The 17,694-nt window shown below is 70.3% G+C and carries 15 protein-coding genes; 13 read left to right on the top strand and 2 right to left on the bottom strand.

Annotated features, from left to right (window positions below; genetic code table 11):
* The first annotated feature begins 3 nt into the window (after positions 1–3).
* The 11 genes from AC3WLB_RS19210 to AC3WLB_RS19160 all read left to right on the top strand — a co-directional run bounded on the left by AC3WLB_RS19210 (position 4) and on the right by AC3WLB_RS19160 (position 13,161).
* Positions 4–867: a helix-turn-helix domain-containing protein gene (locus AC3WLB_RS19210; protein WP_492508757.1), complete on the top strand. Its 864-nt coding sequence runs from the start codon at positions 4–6 to the stop codon at positions 865–867.
* Between the two features lie 90 nt (positions 868–957).
* Positions 958–2,403, top strand: a complete 1,446-nt coding sequence (gene xylB, locus AC3WLB_RS19205) for a xylulokinase (protein WP_492508755.1) — start codon at positions 958–960, stop codon at positions 2,401–2,403.
* A gap of 58 nt (positions 2,404–2,461) precedes the next feature.
* Complete coding sequence (locus AC3WLB_RS19200; RefSeq protein WP_492508753.1) at positions 2,462–3,034, top strand: PadR family transcriptional regulator; 573 nt, start codon at positions 2,462–2,464, stop codon at positions 3,032–3,034.
* The gene (locus AC3WLB_RS19195; protein WP_492508751.1) at positions 3,027–4,550 is read left to right on the top strand and encodes an MFS transporter; all 1,524 of its coding nucleotides are present in this window, start codon (positions 3,027–3,029) and stop codon (positions 4,548–4,550) included. The genes AC3WLB_RS19200 and AC3WLB_RS19195 overlap by 8 nt, the downstream gene beginning before the upstream one ends.
* Before the next feature lie 284 nt (positions 4,551–4,834).
* The gene (locus AC3WLB_RS19190; protein WP_492508749.1) at positions 4,835–5,353 is read left to right on the top strand and encodes a hypothetical protein; all 519 of its coding nucleotides are present in this window, start codon (positions 4,835–4,837) and stop codon (positions 5,351–5,353) included.
* Between the two features lie 147 nt (positions 5,354–5,500).
* Complete coding sequence (locus tag AC3WLB_RS19185; RefSeq protein WP_492508792.1) at positions 5,501–6,541, top strand: LacI family DNA-binding transcriptional regulator; 1,041 nt, start codon at positions 5,501–5,503, stop codon at positions 6,539–6,541.
* Between the two features lie 208 nt (positions 6,542–6,749).
* Entirely contained in the window at positions 6,750–7,436 is a 687-nt protein-coding gene (locus AC3WLB_RS19180) for an L-ribulose-5-phosphate 4-epimerase (protein ID WP_031281952.1), read from the top strand.
* A 42-nt stretch (positions 7,437–7,478) separates the two neighbouring features.
* A complete protein-coding gene (gene chvE / locus AC3WLB_RS19175) occupies positions 7,479–8,615 on the top strand; it encodes a multiple monosaccharide ABC transporter substrate-binding protein (protein ID WP_022896030.1) in 1,137 nt (378 codons plus the stop codon).
* Between the two features lie 117 nt (positions 8,616–8,732).
* Positions 8,733–10,280, top strand: coding sequence for a multiple monosaccharide ABC transporter ATP-binding protein (gene mmsA / locus AC3WLB_RS19170; protein WP_492508746.1), 1,548 nt, complete (start codon positions 8,733–8,735; stop codon positions 10,278–10,280).
* A gap of 30 nt (positions 10,281–10,310) precedes the next feature.
* The gene (gene mmsB, locus AC3WLB_RS19165; protein ID WP_492508744.1) at positions 10,311–11,552 is read left to right on the top strand and encodes a multiple monosaccharide ABC transporter permease; all 1,242 of its coding nucleotides are present in this window, start codon (positions 10,311–10,313) and stop codon (positions 11,550–11,552) included.
* Between the two features lie 94 nt (positions 11,553–11,646).
* Positions 11,647–13,161, top strand: coding sequence for a sugar ABC transporter ATP-binding protein (locus tag AC3WLB_RS19160; protein WP_492508742.1), 1,515 nt, complete (start codon positions 11,647–11,649; stop codon positions 13,159–13,161).
* Positions 13,162–13,201: 40 nt separating this feature from the next.
* Here the strand turns inward: AC3WLB_RS19160 and galK are convergent, their stop codons facing one another.
* Positions 13,202–14,398, bottom strand: coding sequence for a galactokinase (gene galK, locus AC3WLB_RS19155; RefSeq protein ID WP_492508790.1), 1,197 nt, complete (start codon positions 14,396–14,398; stop codon positions 13,202–13,204).
* A gap of 2 nt (positions 14,399–14,400) precedes the next feature.
* Complete coding sequence (gene galT, locus AC3WLB_RS19150) at positions 14,401–15,534, bottom strand: galactose-1-phosphate uridylyltransferase (protein WP_492508740.1); 1,134 nt, start codon at positions 15,532–15,534, stop codon at positions 14,401–14,403.
* Positions 15,535–15,624: 90 nt separating this feature from the next.
* Here galT and AC3WLB_RS19145 point away from each other — a divergent pair, with 90 nt between their 5' ends.
* Both AC3WLB_RS19145 and AC3WLB_RS19140 read left to right on the top strand, forming a co-directional pair.
* On the top strand, positions 15,625–16,419 hold the full coding sequence (locus AC3WLB_RS19145) for a DeoR/GlpR family DNA-binding transcription regulator (RefSeq protein WP_492508738.1): 795 nt from the start codon (positions 15,625–15,627) through the stop codon (positions 16,417–16,419).
* Positions 16,420–16,441: 22 nt separating this feature from the next.
* Complete coding sequence (locus AC3WLB_RS19140; protein ID WP_492508736.1) at positions 16,442–17,692, top strand: multidrug effflux MFS transporter; 1,251 nt, start codon at positions 16,442–16,444, stop codon at positions 17,690–17,692.
* Positions 17,693–17,694 lie beyond the last annotated feature (2 nt).

Raw genomic sequence — 17,694 nt, 5'->3', positions numbered from 1 at the left:
GTCATGGAACGCGCCACCGGCTTCGAGAACCAGCGTCTGTGCGTGGTGCCGCGCCCGCTGGTGCGGGAGGCGCTCGAGCGGCCGGTGACCCGGCGGCTCGTCGTCACCGACGTCGGCTGTTTTCCGCACGCCGAAGCCCATGGTCGTCATCGCCCGAACGGTGCGCAGGAGACCATCGTCATCGTGTGCGTCGGAGGCTCGGGCTGGGTGGAGGCGGCCGGTGCACGCACCCGCGTCGGCCCGTCGACCGCGGTCGTCATCCCGAGCGGGGTGCCGCATTCCTACGGTGCCACGGACGACGATCCATGGACGATCTGGTGGTGCCATGTGCGGGGGAGCGACGTGGCGGAGCTGATCGCGGCGGCGGGGTTCGACGCCACCCGCATCGCTCTGCCGCTGCCCGCTGCCGACCGGCTCACCGCCATGCTCGACGAGATCACCACCGCCCTCGAGCGCGACCAGTCACCCACCCGCCTCCTGGCCACCGCGGGCATGGCATGGCGGATGCTCACCCAACTCGCCGTCGACCGCCGCCTGCCCGAGCAGGGCGAGCCGCTCGAGCGGGCGCTGCGCTACCTCGAGGAGCGGATCGACGGCGCCATCCGCGTGCCCGAGCTCGCCGCTCTGGTGGGCGTCTCGCCCTCCCACCTCACCGCGCTCTTCCGCGAGGCGACCGGCGGCGGGGTGCTGGCGCACCACACGGCCCTGAAGATGGCGCGGGCGCGCCGGCTGCTCGACACGACGACCCTGTCGATCGCGGCGGTGGGCCGCGAGATCGGTATGCACGACCAGTTCTACTTCTCGCGGCAGTTCCGGCGCACCCACGGCGTCAGCCCCTCGGCGTACCGCGCCCACCGCAAGGGGTGAGCGCGCGTTGACCCTTTGCGCCCACGGGGAGCGTGGAATATGTTGTCAACGAAAACTTTTACTCGGTCGCAACGCCCCAGGAGACCACCAATGACGCTCGTCGCCGGCATCGATTCGTCCACTCAGAGCTGCAAGGTCGTCATCCGCGATCTCGCCACCGGTGAGCTCGTGCGGCAGGGCCGCGCCGGGCATCCGGCCGGCACCGAGGTCGATCCGCAGGCCTGGTGGGCGGCCCTCGGCGAGGCCGTGGCCGCTGCCGGAGGCCTCGACGATGTGGCCGCGGTGGCCGTCGCGGGGCAGCAGCACGGCATGGTGGTGCTCGATGCCGCGGGCGAGGTCATCCGCCCCGCACTGCTCTGGAACGACACCCGCTCCGCCCAGGCCGCGCGCGACCTGATCGAGGAGTTCGGCGCGACCGAGCTCGCGGCGCGCACCGGCTCGGTGCCGGTCGCCTCGTTCACCGCCACGAAGCTGCGCTGGCTGCGTGACGCCGAGCCCGAGGCGGCAGCCCGGGTGGCCGCCGTCGCCCTGCCGCACGACTGGCTGACCTGGCGCCTGCGGGGCTTCGGACCCGCACCCGTCAGCCCGCTCGGCCCGGTGCTCGACGAGCTCGTGACTGATCGTTCCGACGCGAGTGGCACCACCTACTGGAGCCCCGCTGCCGGCGAGTACGACCGCGCCCTGCTCGAGGCGGCGCTCGGGCACGACGCCGTGCTGCCGCGGGTGCTCGGCCCGGCCGAGCCGGCGGGGGCCACCGTGGCGCTCGACGGCGCGGACGGCGGACCGGTCGTGCCGGCCGGCCTCGTGGTGGGCCCGGGCGCCGGCGACAACGCGGGCGCGGCCCTCGGTCTCGGTGCCACCGAGGGGGATGTCGTGGTGTCGATCGGCACGAGCGGAACGGTCTTCGCCGTCACCGACGCCCCATCGGCCGACGAGACCGGCACCGTCGCCGGGTTCGCGGATGCGTCGGGCGCGTACCTGCCGCTCATCGCCACGCTCAACGCGGCCCGCATCCTCGACGCGACCGCCGCGCTGCTCGGTGTCGACCACGACGCCCTCGGCGCGCTGGCGCTCGAGGCCGAAGCGGGCGCCGGGGGGCTGGTGCTCCAGCCCTACTTCGAGGGCGAGCGCACGCCGAATCTGCCCGACGCGACGGCGACGCTGTTCGGCATGACGCTCGGCTCCACCACGCGCGCCGGGCTCTCCCGGGCGGCGATCGAGGGCCTGCTCTGCGGTCTGGCCGACGGGCTGGATGCGCTGCGCCGCGTCGGCGTGAGTCCCACGCGGCTCCTGCTCATCGGCGGCGCGGCACTGAATCCGGGCGTGCAGGCGATCGCGGCGCAGGTCTTCGACGTGCCCGTCACCGTGCCGCAGCCGGGGGAGTACGTGGCCGACGGCGCCGCCGTGCAGGCCGGCTGGGTGCTGACCGGCGCGCGCCCGGAATGGCCGGTGTCGGTGGTGGCGACGCCCGCCCCCGACTTCCGGCCGCGCATCCGCGAGCAGTACGCGGCACACGCGGTGCGTGCCGCCGGCTGAGGCCGGGCCGCACGTCAGCTGTTTGCATTAACACAACTACTCGTGCGAGAGTAGTCGCGTGTCATCCATCCGTCTCTTCATCCTGGGCACCCTCGACTCCGAGGGGCCGATGCACGGCCACCAGCTGCGGCTGCTGGCCGAGGAGGAGCGCATCCACCTCTGGACCGACGTCTCGGTCGGCTCGCTCTACGGCGCCATCAAGCGGCTGGCGAACGAGGGGTTGATCGTGGGCCTCCGCTCCGAGCGAGAGGGGTCGTACCCCGAGCGTGTCGTCTACGACATCACCGACGCGGGCCGCCGCGCACTGTCGACGCTCCGGGAGACCGGGCTGAGTTCGGTCGAGTTCCGCAACGACCCGTTCGACCTGGCGATGGCCCGGCTCGACCCGGACGCGCTCGACTCCTTGCCGCACGTGCTCGAGACCCGTCTGCTCGCGCTGAGGTCGAAGCTCTCCGAGCAGGAGTTCCTGGCGCAGGCCGCCGCACCACACCTCTCCCGAGCCGAGACGTGGGTGATGCAGCACCGGATCGACCGGCTGCGCGCCGAGGTCGACTCGCACGAGCGGTTGCTCGCCCTCCTTCCCGACATCATCGCCGACGAACTGGCCCGAAAGGCATCCCACCATGACTGACGTCTCCTCCTCCACCGCCGGGTCGCCCACGGCACCCGCCGTGCCGCGTCGCGCCTGGCAGGCGCTCGTCGTGCTGCTCGCGGCCATGTTCATCGCGCTGCTCGACACCACCATCGTGAACGTGGCGCTGCCGAGCATCCGCACCTCCATCGACGCCTCCGAGGCCACACTCTCCTGGATCATCTCGGGCTACGCCCTGGCGTTCGGCCTCGCCCTCATCCCGGCCGGCCGCATCGGCGACCGCATCGGCCACAAGTGGGTGTTCTTCACCGGCCTCGCGCTCTTCACCGTCGCGAGCCTGGCCTGCGGGCTGTCGCAGAACGACCTGCAACTCGTCGTCTCGCGGGTGGTGCAGGGGCTCGCCGGCGGGATGTTCGTGCCGGCCGTCACGGCCTACATCCAGCTGCTCTTCCCGTTCCGCTCGCGCGGCAAGGCATTCGCCATCATGGGCGCCGTGATCGGGGTCTCCTCGGCTCTCGGCCCGATCGTGGGCGGGCTGATCATCCAGGCCTTCGGGGCCGACGAGGGCTGGCGGCTGGTCTTCGGCGTCAACCTGCCGATCGGTCTCGCCACCCTCGTCGCCGCGATCTTCCTGCTGCCCGGCCGCCGGGAGTCGGATGCGGTCTCCGCGTCGATCAACGGCGGAGCCGCCCCCAGGGCGCAGGGCAGCGGCGGCATCGACTGGGTCGGCCTCGTGCTCGTCTCGGCCGGGCTCGTGGCACTGCTCGTGCCGCTCATCCAGGGCGAAGACGAGGGGTGGCCGCTCTGGACCTTCCTCTCGCTCGCCGCGGGAGCGCTCCTCATCGTCGCCTTCGGAGCCTGGGAGGTGGCCTACTCGAAGCGCGGGCGCAGCCCGCTCGTGCCGCCGCGGCTGTTCCGCCACCCGTCGTTCACGGGCGGGGTGGTGCTCGCCCTGGTGTACTTCGCGGCGTTCACGAGCATCTTCTTCACCATCTCGATCCTCTGGCAGGCCGGTCTCGGCCACACCGCGCTCGAGTCGGGCGTGGTGTCGATCCCCTTCGCGATCGGCTCGATCGTCGGCTCCTCGCAGAGCAACCGGCTGGCGCAGCGGCTCGGCCGCACCGTGCTCGTCATCGGCACGGCGGCCGTCACGGTGGGCCTCGCGTGGGTGTGGCTGGTGCTGCTCCTCACGCAGCCCTCCGACCTCACGAACTGGGAGCTGATCGCGCCGCTCCTGCTCGCGGGTCTCGGTAACGGCCTCTTCATCGCGCCCAACGCGCAGTTCATCGTCGCGACCGTCGATCGCTCCGAGGCGGGCGCCGCGAGCGGCGTGATCAGCGCGATGCAGCGGGTGGGCAGTGCCGTCGGCATCGCCGTGATCGGCAGCGTCTTCTTCGGCACCCTCGTCATCGACGGGCAGACGGCGGATGCGGTGGCCACCGGCTTCGGCACGGCCGCCACCTCCGCGATGGCGGTGAGCGTCGGCTTCGCGCTGCTCGCGTTCCTGCTCGTCTTCACGCTGCCGCGGCGCACCGGCGGGCCGGGCGGTCACTGATCCCGGTCGCGCGAGGTTCCGCCGAGGGGTTGCGGCGGAACCCGCGCAGCCGCTAGTGTCGGAGACCGCGACAGACCGTCGCCATTGAATGAGAAGGGAAGGTGAGCCTGATGATTTCCATCAATCCGGCGCTTTCCCTGACTCCGAAGCTCGCAGGCTAGTCCTTCCCGACTCCCTGCTGGCTCGTCACCAGAAAGCGCCCCACCGCCGGGCGCGTCTGATTCCGCGCATCCGCGCCGTCTCAGCTCCATCTCCCTGGTTCTCTCAATGGAAGAAGTCTTCTCGTGTTCTCATCAAGCAGTCGCGCCCACGACCGGGCGCTGCTCGAATTCGTCAATCCCGATCCCGTCGACGCCGTCGACGCGCTGCAGTTCGGCCGGGGCCTCGCCGCCGGCACCTTGCGCCGCGAATGGACCTGGCTCGCCTTCGTCGACGACCGTCCGGTCGCCCGCGGAGTCTGGTGGGGCCCCGTCGGCTCGGTGCACCCGGTCGAGCTGCGCTGCCTCGCCGTGCACGCCTCGATCCCGCACCCCGAGGTCTGGGGCTCGGCACTCATCCGCTCGGCGCACCGTCAGTTCGCCGAGGCCGGTGCCATCCTGGCCCCCGACTTCGTGGTGACCATCGACGGCCGCCGCCGGCACGACCCTGAGGTCGAGCGGGCGCTCGAGTGGCGCCGGCTCGCCGCCGAGGCCGCCGGGCTCGGCGTGCGCACCGAGAGCGAGGGCGAGGGCGTGGCCCGCGTCACCTTCTCGGCCCGGCCGATCCGCGCCGGCGTCGCTCCGGTGGCAGCCGGAGTGCGGTGACGAGCACCGGATGTGACTGTCACACGGCCCCGCTGGGCGTCGAGTGACAGTCACATCCTGCTCAGGGCATCCGTGGCCGGAGTGTGCATAATGTAACTGCGCTCACCCTTTGTGAACGTGCACACCGGCACCGATGCGAGCGGATACGTGACCTCAGAACCACCTCCCGAGGCGAAGCGCCCGCGTGCCCCGAGCATCCGCGACGTCGCGAGGCTCGCCGGGGTGTCGCACCAGACCGTCTCCCGCGTGCTCAACAATCATCCGAGCATCCGCGACGAGACGAAGAGCCGCGTGCTCGCCGTGATGACCGAGTTGCAGTACCGGCCGAACCGCGCCGCGCGGGCTCTCGTGACCAGCCGCTCGCACGCCATCGGGGTGCTGACCTCGTCGCGGTCGGAGTACGGGCCGGCGTCGAGCATCCAGGCCATCGAAGAGGCGGCGGTGCTGCACGGCTACCTCGTCGTGACGGCCAATGCCGAGGGGGCCGACTCGCGCTCGATCGCCCGCGCCATCACCCACCTGCTCGACCAGGCGGTGGAGGGCATCGTGGTGATCGCCCCGCAGGTGCGCGTGTTCGACACCCTCGCCGAGATGCAGCTCGACCTGCCCTTCGTGACCCTGCAGTCGACCGGCCGGATGAACGACCACGCGCTCTCGGTCGACCAGATGACGGGCGCACGGCTGGCCACCCGCCACCTGATCGAGCTCGGCCATCGCGGCATCTACCACCTCGCCGGGCCCCAGGACTGGATCGAGGCCGAGGCCCGCATGGAGGGGTTCCTGCGCGAGATGAGCGACCAGGACGTGCCGACCACGGCGCCGATCCTCGGCGACTGGACCGCGGAGTTCGGCTACTACGCCGGCCGCGAGCTGCTGCGGGTGCGCGACTTCACCGCGATCTTCTCGTCGAACGACCAGATGGCGCTCGGGCTGATGCACGCCATCCACGACGAGGGACTCGACGTGCCGCGCGACATCAGCATCGTCGGGTTCGACGACATCCCCGAGGCGGCCCACTTCTGGCCGCCGCTGACCACGGTGCGGCAGGACTTCGCCGAGCTCGGCCGCCGCGCGGTCGCCCTGCTCATCGGCGACGAGGATGGCGAGGCGGAGGGCATCGCCGCCGACTCCGGGTCGGTGATCCCGACGCTGGTCGTGCGCCGCTCGAGCGCGCCCCCACCGGCCTGATCCCGGCCCGTCGACGTTCGGTTATCGAACCGAGACATTTGTGGCTTGACACGGCAATCCCGTTTCGGGCTACCATGATGAACCGATGTGACCGTTCACATCACACCGAATGTGAACGGTCACACAGACCGGCACCACCAGACGCACCATCCAGACGAAGGAGTCACGGCGTGACTACGAGCAGCCAGCCGATGCCAGGGGCATCGCGGTGAGCGGCTTCGGGCCCGAGCTCGAGGTGGGCATCGCCCGTCTCCGCGCCGAGATCGCCGGCCTCCACGCCGAGCTCATGAACTACGGCCTCGTCGTCTGGACCGGCGGCAACGTCTCGGGCCGCGTGGCGGGGGCCGACCTGTTCGTCATCAAGCCGTCCGGCGTCTCCTACGGCCAGCTCGCCCCCGAGAACATGATCCTCTGCGATCTCGACGGCGAGGTGGTGCAGGGCACCCCCGGCGCCGGCCGCGCACCGTCGAGCGACACGGCGGCGCACGCCTACGTCTACCGCAACATGCCCGAGGTCGGCGGCATCGTGCACACCCACTCGCCCTACGCGGTGGCCTGGGCGACGCGCGGCGAGGCCATCCCCTGCGTCACCACCGCGATGGCGGCCGAGTTCGGCGGCGACATCCCGGTCGGCCCGTTCGCCGTCATCGGCGACGACGCGATCGGGCGTGGCATCGTCGACACCCTCGCCGGCCACCGTTCGCCCGCCGTGCTGATGCAGAACCACGGTCCGTTCACCATCGGGCCGGATGCGCGCAGCGCCGTGCGCTCGGCCGTGCTGGTCGAAGACGCGGCACGGGCCGTGCACCTCGCCCGCCAGCTCGGCGAACCCATCCCCATCGCGCAGGAAGCCCTCGACGAGCGCTTCCGCTACGCGACCGACAGCTCCTCCTGACGCACGACGAAGAAGTCCCCACCACCGATGAAAGGAAACACAGTGAAGATCAAGACACTGCTCGCGGGAGTCGCCGCGGGCGCACTCATGGTCAGCCTCGCAGCCTGCTCGAGCGGCAGCGGCGGCGGCAGCAGCACCGACAGCGCCGGCGGCGGCGGCGACGGCGGCCTGATCGGCGTCGCGATGCCGACCAAGTCGTCCGAGCGCTGGATCCAGGACGGCGACGCCGTCAAGAAGCAGCTCGAAGACGCCGGGTACACCGTCGACCTGCAGTACGCAGAGGACGACATCCCCACCCAGGTCTCGCAGATCGAGAACATGATCACCAAGGGCGCCGAGGCCCTCATCATCGCCTCGATCGACGGCACCACGCTCACCAGCGTGCTGCAGGAGGCCGCCGACAACGACATCCCCGTCATCGCCTACGACCGCCTCATCCGCGACACCGAGAACGTCGACTACTACGCGTCGTTCGACAACTACAAGGTGGGCGTGCAGCAGGCCAACTCGGTGCTGAACGGCCTCGGCCTCGTCGACCTCGAGGGCAAGGCGACCGACGGGGCTCCTGCCGGCCCCTTCAACATCGAGCTGTTCGCCGGTTCGCCTGACGACAACAACGCGACCTTCTTCTGGGAGGGCGCGATGGACACGCTGAAGCCGTACATCGACAAGGGCACCCTCGTGGTGAAGTCGGGCCAGACCGACTTCGAGCAGGCCGCCACGCTCCGCTGGGACGGCGAGACCGCCCAGAAGCGCATGGAGAACCTGCTGACCTCGACCTACTCCGACGGCTCGAAGGTCAACGCGGTGCTCTCGCCCTACGACGGCATCTCGCGCGGCATCATCTCGGCCCTCACCGACGCCGGCTACACCGTGGGCGCCGAGTGGCCGATCATCTCCGGTCAGGACGCCGAGCTCGACTCGGTGAAGGCGATCGAGTCCGGTGAGCAGTACGCCACCATCTTCAAGGACACCCGCAACCTCGCGAAGGTGGCCTCCGACATGGCGACGGCGCTGCTCCAGGGCAACACGCCCGAGACCAACAACACCACCGACTACGACAACGGTGTGAAGGTCGTTCCTTCTTACCTGCTCGAGTCGCAGATCGTCGTCAAGGACAACATCAACGATGTCCTGGTGAAGTCCGGCTACTGGACCGAAGACGAGATCAAGGGCTAGTCAGCCCTTCCCCAGCATCCGCCCCGCCCCGTCTGCACACGTGGGCGGGGCGGATGCGCCGGGTCGGCACCCGGCGAGTAAGGTACAGGCCACCGGCAAGGAAGCAGGCAATCGCGCATGACGGATGAGATCCAGGCGAGAACGAACATCCTCGAGATGCAGGGCATCACGAAGACATTCCCGGGCGTGAAAGCGCTCCAGAACGTCACCGTCGACGTGCAGCGCGGCGAGGTGCACGCCATCTGCGGCGAGAACGGCGCCGGCAAGAGCACCCTGATGAAGGTGCTGTCGGGCGTCTACCCGCACGGCACCTACGAGGGTGACATCGTGTTCGAGGGCGAGACGGTCGCGTTCCGCGACATCCGCGACTCGGAGGCGAAGGGCATCGTCATCATCCACCAGGAGCTGGCGCTCAGCCCGTACCTCTCGATCGCCGAGAACATCTTCTTGAACAACGAGCTGAAGGGGCCGCTCGGTCTCATCGACTGGAACAAGACCAACCACGAGGCGGCCACGCTGCTCGCCCGGGTGGGCCTCAAGGAGAACCCCACCACGAAGGTGCGCGACATCGGGGTGGGCAAGCAGCAGCTGGTGGAGATCGCGAAGGCGCTCTCCAAGCGGGTGAAGCTGCTCATCCTCGACGAGCCGACCGCGGCACTGAACGACGAGGACTCCGACCACCTGCTGAACCTCATCCTGCACCTCAAGGAGCAGGGGATCACGTCGATCATCATCAGCCACAAGCTGAACGAGATCAAGAAGGTCGCCGACTCGGTCACGATCATCCGCGACGGCAAGACGATCGAGACGATCGCCAAGACGGATGTCACCGAAGAGCGCATCATCAAGGACATGGTCGGCCGCGACCTCGAGCACCGCTACCCGGATCACACCCCGCACATCGGCGAGGAGATCCTGCGGGTCGAGGACTGGACCGCGCACCACCCGCAGGACCCGAGCCGGGTGATGGTCGACAACGTCAACATCACCGTGCGCCGCGGCGAGATCGTCGGCATCGCCGGGCTCATGGGCGCCGGCCGCACCGAGTTCGCGATGAGCCTGTTCGGCCGCAGCTACGGCTCCAAGATCTCCGGCCGGGTGTTCATCAACGGCAAGGAGGTGAAGACCCGCACGGTCTCGGAGGCCATCGCGAACGGTCTCGCCTACGCCACCGAAGACCGCAAGACCTACGGACTCAACCTCATCGACGACATCAAGCGGAACATCTCGATGGCCGCGCTCGACAAGCTGGAGCGGCTCGGCATCGTCGACGACGGCAAGGAGTTCCAGGTCGCGAACGAGTACCGCAAGTCGATGAACATCAAGGCGCCGAGCGTGCTGGCCAAGACCGGGAAGCTCTCCGGTGGCAACCAGCAGAAGGTCGTGCTGTCGAAGTGGATCTACGCCGACCCGGAGGTGCTCATCCTCGACGAGCCCACCCGCGGCATCGACGTCGGCGCGAAGTACGAGATCTACAGCATCATCAACAAGCTCGCGGCACAGGGCAAGGGCATCGTCGTCATCTCCTCGGAGCTGCCGGAGCTCCTCGGCATCTGCGACCGCATCTACGCCCTGTCCGAAGGCCGCATCACCGGCGAACTCCCGATCGCCGAGGCCAACCCCGAGGCCCTCCTCAAACTCATGACCATGGAAAAGCCCCGCTAGCCGCGCGCTACCGGAAGGAGAACAACGACTATGTCCGACCTGGAGACCAAGCCGTCCGACACCACGGCGGCCGGCGCGCAAGTCAACCCGATCGAGAACAAGTTCACCGACCGCCTGAGCCACGTGCTCGGCGACCTGGGCAAGAACGGCATCTTCATCGCTTTGATCCTGGTGGTGGTGCTGTTCAGCATCCTGACCAACGGCATCCTGCTGCGCCCGCAGAACATCTCGAACCTGATCGTGCAGAACGGGTACATCCTCGTGCTCGCGATCGGCATGGTGATGGTCATCATCGCGGGCCACATCGACCTGTCCGTGGGTTCGGTGGCCGCGTTCGTCGGCGCCGTCTCGGGTGTGTTCGCCGTGCAATGGGGGCTGCCGTGGTGGCTCTCGATCATCCTGTCGCTGCTCGTCGGCGCCCTCGTGGGAGTCTGGCAGGGCTTCTGGATCGCCTTCGTCGGCATACCGGCGTTCATCGTGACGCTCGCCGGCATGCTCATCTTCCGTGGTCTCGCGCTCGTCGTGCTCGGCAACGCCAACATCGGTTCGTTCCCGGCGGAGTACCGGGCGCTCGGCAACGGCTTCCTCACCAACGTGTTCGGCGAGTTCGAGCTCGACCCGCTGACCCTCGGCATCGCGGCGATCGCGGTCATCGCGCTGTTCGTGCAGCAGTTCCGCACCCGGCGCGCCCGCCAGAACTACGGGCAGGAGGTCGAGCCCTTCGCCTGGTTCATCACCAAGCTCGTGCTCGTGACCGTGGCGATCGGCCTGTTCGCATACGCCCTGGCGACGTACAAGGGCATCCCCGTCACCCTCATCGTGCTCGCGGTGCTGGTGCTCATCTACGGCATCGTGATGAACCGCTCGACCTTCGGCCGGCACATCTACGCCATCGGCGGCAACCTGCACGCGGCGGAGCTCTCGGGCATCAAGACCCGCAACGTCACGTTCTGGCTGTTCGTGAACATGGGCTTCCTCGCGGCGCTCGCGGGCCTCATCTTCACCGCCCGCCTCAACCTCGCCGGCCCGAAGGCCGGTGACGGCTTCGAGCTCGAGGCCATCTCGGCGGCGTTCATCGGTGGCGCTGCGGTGCAGGGTGGTGTCGGCACCATCGGCGGCGCGATCATCGGTGGTCTGATCATCGGTGTGCTCAACAACGGTATGTCGATCATGGGCATCGGCATCGAGTGGCAGCAGGCCGTCAAGGGTCTGGTTCTGCTGCTCGCGGTGGCCTTCGACGTCTACAACAAGCGGCGCTCGGGCGGGCGCTGACGCGCATCCGTCATCTGCTCCGCTCCGTCATCCCCTCCTCGGGCCGGCCTCTCGCCGGCGCGAGGAGGGGATAGCGTTGTGGGGTGAGTGAGGCATGACGGCGACCACGGGCGGAGCCTGGTTCGACCTCGCGTCGGGTGACCTCGTCGGTGCCGCGCCCGGCGAGATCGTGGCGCTGTGCGGCGCGAACGGCTCGGGCCTCGGCGTCGTGCTGCGGGAGGTGACGGCGCGGATCACGTCCGGCCACGCGGCCGACGGTCCCCGCTTGGCGCTGATCGGCAGCCGCCGCGGGCTCACCCCGACCTTCGACATCGCCGAGAACGTCTTCCTCGGCCACGAACGCCGGCAGCGGCTCGGGCCGATCCCGTTGGGCGTCGACTGGAAGAGAACGCGCGACGACACCGCGGTCATCCTGCAGAGCCTCGGTTCTGACCTGACACCACGGATGCCCGCCCGCGAGCTCGGCGAGTACGACCGCCTGGTGGTCGAACTGGGCCGGGCGATCGCCCGCGAAGCCGGTGCGGTGGTGCTCGACGAACCGGGCCAGCGCCTCGGCGAAGCGGATGCGGCGCGGTTCTTCCGGGTGCTGCGTTCGGTCGCCGAGCGGGGCGTCGCGGTGATCGTGCTCACGCAGAAGCCGCGGCAGGCGCTCGGGTACGCCGACCGGGTCGTAGTGGTGCGGGACGGGGCGGTCGTGGCGGAACATCACCGGGCCGAGTGGGCGGAGGGAGCTGGGATGGCCGGAGCGGCGGTCGGGGTCGCGGCCGCCGAGCGCGTGCGCGAGCAGGTGCTGCGCGAACTCGTCGGGGTCGGGCGCGGCCCCGCCGCCGAACGGCCTGGCGGCGCCGGGGCGACCGGCGGGGAGCCTCGTGCGGAGCTGTTGCGGATCGCCGAGTGGAGCACTCACGACCCGCTGGAGCCCGCCCGGCTGCTCGTCGACGGGGTCGACCTGGTCGTCGGTGCCGGGGAGGTCGTCGGCATCACGGGGCTGCGGGGGTCGGGGGCGCAAGCGCTGCTGCTGAGTGTGTACGGCAACTCGGAGGGCACGCGGCCAACCGGCACCGTGAGCGTGCGCGGCACGCCCGTGACCACCGACACGGTCGAGCACGCGATCGCCGCTGGGCTCTACTTCGCGTCGACGGATGCCCCGCGCTACCGGGTGCGGTTCGTCGGCGGAATCGCGATGCCGGTCGCCGCCTCGGCGCTCCCGCGGCTCGCGAGAGCGGGCCTGGTCGACCGCGACAGCGACCTCGGCCCGGGCGACGGGTGGGGCGGGCGGCTGCTCGGTGCCGTGCGATCGCTCGGTCGGGAGGGGTCGGCGCTCGAGCAGGTCCGCGGGCTGGTGCGGGCGTTCCCCGACTCGGAGCGCCAGGTGCTGCTGCTCGGCGACCCCACGGCCGGCGCGTCGGCGGCCGATCGTGCCGAGGTGCACGCCGGGGTGCGCGCGATCGCGCGGGCCGGCAAGGGCGTGCTGATCGCCTCCGACGATCTGGACGAGCTGCTCGACCTCTGCGACCGCGTCGTGGGCATGGCGGCCGGCCGCGTCATCGGCGAGGTCCCGGGCGGCGCCGACCCCGCAACCCTCGCGGCCCTGATCGTGCGCGGCTGACCCCGCGCGCGCTGCGTTGCCCCGACGGAGCGGGGCCGGGTTACTGCGGGAGGGGGAGGCGGGTGGCGCCGGGGGCGGGGGTGACGGTGAAGACGTCGGGGGCGGCGTAGCCGGCCGCCGCGAACGCGGCGAGCACCGCGGTACGCAGCCCCGCGAGGCGGGCGGCGGGGATGAGGGCGATGGCCGATCCGCCGAAGCCGCCGCCGGTCATCCGGGCGCCGATCGCCCCGTGCTGCTGCGCCGTGACGACCGCGAGGTCGAGTTCGGGCACCGAGATCTCGAAGTCGTCGCGCATCGACACGTGCGAGGCGTCGAGCAGCGGGCCGATCGCGGTGGCGCCGTGCGATTGCAGCGCGCGCACGGTCTCGAGCACTCGCTCGTTCTCGGTGATGACGTGCCGCACCCGCCGGAACGTCTCGTCGTCGAGCTCGCGCTCGGCCCGCCCGAGGTCGTCGACGGTGAGGTCGCGGAGCGACGTGACACCGAGCGCCGCCGCGCCACGCTCGCAGGATGCGCGCCGAGCAGCGTACCCGCCCGTGGCGTGCTCGTGCGTCACCTTCGTGTCGATCACCGCGATCGTGAGCTGCGCATCCGAGAGCCCGAGCGGAATGACCGACGTGTCGAGCGAGCGGCAGTCGAGCAGCACCACCGAGTCGCGTTCGCCGAGCAGCGACGCCGACTGGTCCATGATGCCGGTGGGCGCGCCCACCACCTGGTTCTCGTTGAACTGCCCGATGCGGGCGATCGTCTGGCGGTCGTAGCCGAGACCCCAGAGCTCGGTGATCGCCAGGCCGAAGACGCTCTCCAAGGCCGCCGACGACGACAGGCCGGCGCCCACCGGGATGTCGGACTCGAGGTAGGCGTCGAGGCCGAACGCCCCGTCGAGCACCGAGCCGAACTCGGTCGCCCCCCACACCATGCCGAGCGCATACGCCGACCAGCCGCCGACCGTGTCGGGCGTGATGTCGTCGAGGGCGATCTCGACCGTCTCCGGGGCGAAGGAGGTGGCGATGCGGATGACCCGGTCGGCGCGTCGGCGCACCGCCAGCATCGTGCGCCGGTCGATGGCGAAGGGCAGCACGAACCCGTCGTTGTAGTCGGTGTGCTCGCCGATGAGGTTCACGCGGCCCGGAGCCGACCAGAGCGAGTCAGGGGCTGCGCCGAAGCGGGTGGCGAAGCCCTCGAGCACGCTGCGCTCGAGGGCGGCGGCCGAAGCGGGCGAGGGGGAGGAGGAGATGCTCACAGGTCGCGGTCCGATCGTTCGAGGGCTTCTCGTAGCAGGGCGGCGCTGGTCTCGGGCGGCACGTCGCCGATGAAGGCGCCCATCGCCGACTCGGAGCCGGCCAGGAACTTCAGCTTGTCGGCGGCCCGGCGCGGCGAGGTGATCTGCAGCATCAGCCGGATGTCGTCGCGGTGTGCGTGCACCGGTGCCTGGTGCCACGCCGAGATGTAGGGCGTCGGGGTGTCGTAGATCGCGTCGACCGCGCGCAGCAGCCGGCGGTAGAGCACCGCGAGCTCGTCGCGCTCCTCGACGGTCGTGGCGGCGAAGTCGGGCACGTGCCGGTGCGGCAGCAGGTGCAGCTCGAGCGGCCAGCGGGCGGCGAACGGCACGAAGGCGGTGAAGTGCTCGCCGCGCAGCACGACGCGGTCGGACTGCTGCTCGAAGGCGAGGATGTCGGCGAAGAGCGTCGGCCCGTAGCTCTCGATCGAGGCGATCAGCTTCTGCGTGCGCGGTGTGATGTAGGGGTAGGCGTATATCTGCCCGTGCGGATGGTGCAGCGTCACGCCGATCGCCTCGCCGCGGTTCTCGAACGGGAACACCTGCTCAACCCCGGGCAGCGCCGACAGGGCGGCGGTGCGATCGGCCCATGCCTCGATCACCGTGCGCGCCCGCGAGGGGCTGAGCGTGGCGAACGAGCCGTCGGTGTCGGGGCTGAAGCACACCACTTCGCATCTCCCGACGGAGGGCCGGATGCGCCCCAGCCCGATCCGCGCCAGCTCACCGAGCTCGTGCGCGTCGTCGTAGCCCGGCTCGGCGAGGTCAGGGCCGAAGGAGGGCGACTTGTTCTCGAACACGGCCACGTCGTAGTTGCTCGGCACCTCGGTGAGGTTCTCGGGGCTCGACGGCGCCAGCGGATCGAGGTGCTTCGGCGGCAGCATCACCCGGTTCTGCCGGGCGGCGGCGATGGAGACCCATTCGCCGGTGAGCGGGTCCTGCCGCATCGAGGCGACGGCCGGGCGTGCGGCCGGGGGGCGCGCATCCGGTGCCCGCTCAGGGTCGAGGGTGCTGTCGGCGTCGTCGAAGTAGATGAGCTCGCGCCCGTCGGAGAGGTGGTGCACGCGCTTCGTGATGCCGTGGGAGAGCTCTGTCACACCACGAGTAAGCCACTTTCGATACCACAAGTCAAGTCGATCGGATGCTTGTGGATTGACAAGCAAGACGAAGTAACCGAAACTCGGGGCATGGCCCGCGACATCGAGCAGCTGCCCTCCGCGCTGCGGCGGGAGCGCATTCTCGCGCGGGTGACCGACACCGGCTTCGTGCGGGTCGCCGACCTCAGCCGCGAGTTCGGCGTCTCGGAGGTCACGGTGCGCTCCGACCTCGACGCCATCGAGCGCGAGAACCCCATCGACCGGGTGCACGGCGGCGCCGTGCTCCGCGGCGGTGCGGCTCGGCGGGAAGAACCGTTCGAGCTGGCACTCACCACCTCCGCGGAGGAGAAGCGGCGCATCGGCGTGGCCGCCGCCGCCCTTGTGCGCAGCGGGGACAGCATCGCGCTCGACGTCGGCACCACCCCGGCCGCGGTCGCGGCCGCCCTCATCGAACGCGACGACCTCGACGAGGTGGTGGTCGTGACGAACAGCCTCACCACCGCGCTCGCGCTGGAGCCGGCCATTCCGCGCTTCACGGTGGTGGTGACCGGCGGCACGCTGCGTCCGCTCCAGCATTCCCTGGTGGCGCCGTTCGCCACGAAGGTGCTCGACGACCTGCACGTCGACCTGGCGTTCCTCGGCGGCACCGGCGTGCATCCGGATGCCGGGGCCACCAACGTCAACCTCGCCGAGACCGAGGTGAAGCGCGCCATGCTGCTGGCTGCCGACCGCGCCGTGTTCGTGGCCGACGCCTCGAAGATCGGCCGGATCGATCTCGGTCGCATCGGGGCGATCGCCGAGTTCGACACCCTCGTCACCACCGGGCTCGACGAGCGGATGCGCGCGGCATTCCTCGAGAGCGGTGTGCAGCTGGTCATCGCCTGAGTCGCGCGCCCCCCAGAATGTCATGGTGGCAACAGCAACCTCCCCGATCACCGTCGTACATCCCGGCGACTCCCTCACCACCCGGCAGCGGCTCGTCTATGTCGTCATCCTGGGCGCGCTGACCGCGCTCGGGCCGTTCACGATCGATCTGTACCTGCCCGCCTTCCCGGTGCTGGAGGTCGATTTCGACGTACCGGCCGCCCTCATCCAGCTCACCCTCACCGGCACCACCATCGGGTTCGCGCTCGGTCAGCTGCTGGTGGGCCCGTGGAGCGACCGGGTGGGGCGGCGGCTGCCGATCATCATCGCTACGGGTGTGCACGTGGTCGCCTGCGTGGGCGCGGCGGTGGCGCCCGACATCTGGACCCTCGGGGCCTTCCGGGTGCTGCAGGGGATGGGCGCGGCCGCCGGCGGCGTGGTGGCGATGGCGATGGTGCGCGACCTGTTCGGCGGCCGGCCGCTCGTGGTGATGCTCTCCCGGCTCGCGCTGGTGAGCGGTCTCGCCCCCATCGTGGCGCCGGTGATCGGGTCGCAGCTGCTGCTCGTCATCGACTGGCGCGGCATCTTCTGGGTGCTGGCGGCCTACGGCGGCTTCGTCATCGTCGTGGTGTCGCTCTGGATCCGGGAGACGCTGCCGCCGGCGCGCCGGCACGACGCGGGCCACAGCACCACGGGTCAGCGCTACCGGGCCGTGCTCACCGACCCGGTGTTCATCGGCGTCGCGATCATCGGCGGAATGACCTTCGCGGGGCTGTTCTCCTACCTCTCGGCGAGCTCGTTCCTGTTCCAGCAGGTGTACGGCTTCGACGCGCAGCAGTTCGGCATCGTCTTCGCGGTGAACTCGCTCGGCATCGTGGCCGGCGCGCAGCTCTCGGCGCGGCTCACGAAGTACCTCGGGCCGCAGTGGATCCTGGCGGTCTCGACCGTGCTGCTGCTCAGCTGCGCGGGCCTCATCGTCCTGTTCGACCAGCTCGGGTTCGGACTGCTCGGCACCCTGGTCCCGCTGTGGTTCTTCATCTTCTCCTGCGGGCTCACCTTCCCGTGCGTGCAGGTGCTGGCGCTCAACGCGCACGGGCACGAGGCGGGCACGGCGGCGTCGCTGCTCGGCGCGGTGAACTTCGGCCTCGCCGGCCTCATCTCCCCGCTCGTGGGGGTGCTCGGCATCGGCAGTGCCACGCCGATGGCGGCGGTGATGGCAGGAACGGCCGTGGTGGGCATCCTCTCGCTCTGGTTCGTGGTGCGACCGCGTCGCGTGCCGGCGCTCACGCGCTGAGC

The organism is Herbiconiux sp. FW305-C-125, from assembly GCF_058783455.1.
This window is presented reverse-complemented; position numbering and strand designations above follow the sequence as displayed.

Bases quoted from the DNA above. Each gene is read 5' to 3' on its own strand.
- AC3WLB_RS19210 (WP_492508757.1), top strand. From the start codon at position 4: ATGGAACGCGCCACCGGCTTCGAGAACCAGCGTCTGTGCGTGGTGCCG.
- xylB (WP_492508755.1), top strand. From the start codon at position 958: ATGACGCTCGTCGCCGGCATCGATTCGTCCACTCAGAGCTGCAAGGTC.
- AC3WLB_RS19195 (WP_492508751.1), top strand. From the start codon at position 3,027: ATGACTGACGTCTCCTCCTCCACCGCCGGGTCGCCCACGGCACCCGCC.
- mmsA (WP_492508746.1), top strand. From the start codon at position 8,733: ATGACGGATGAGATCCAGGCGAGAACGAACATCCTCGAGATGCAGGGC.
- mmsB (WP_492508744.1), top strand. From the start codon at position 10,311: ATGTCCGACCTGGAGACCAAGCCGTCCGACACCACGGCGGCCGGCGCG.
- AC3WLB_RS19160 (WP_492508742.1), top strand. From the start codon at position 11,647: ATGACGGCGACCACGGGCGGAGCCTGGTTCGACCTCGCGTCGGGTGAC.
- AC3WLB_RS19145 (WP_492508738.1), top strand. From the start codon at position 15,625: ATGGCCCGCGACATCGAGCAGCTGCCCTCCGCGCTGCGGCGGGAGCGC.
- AC3WLB_RS19140 (WP_492508736.1), top strand. From the start codon at position 16,442: ATGGTGGCAACAGCAACCTCCCCGATCACCGTCGTACATCCCGGCGAC.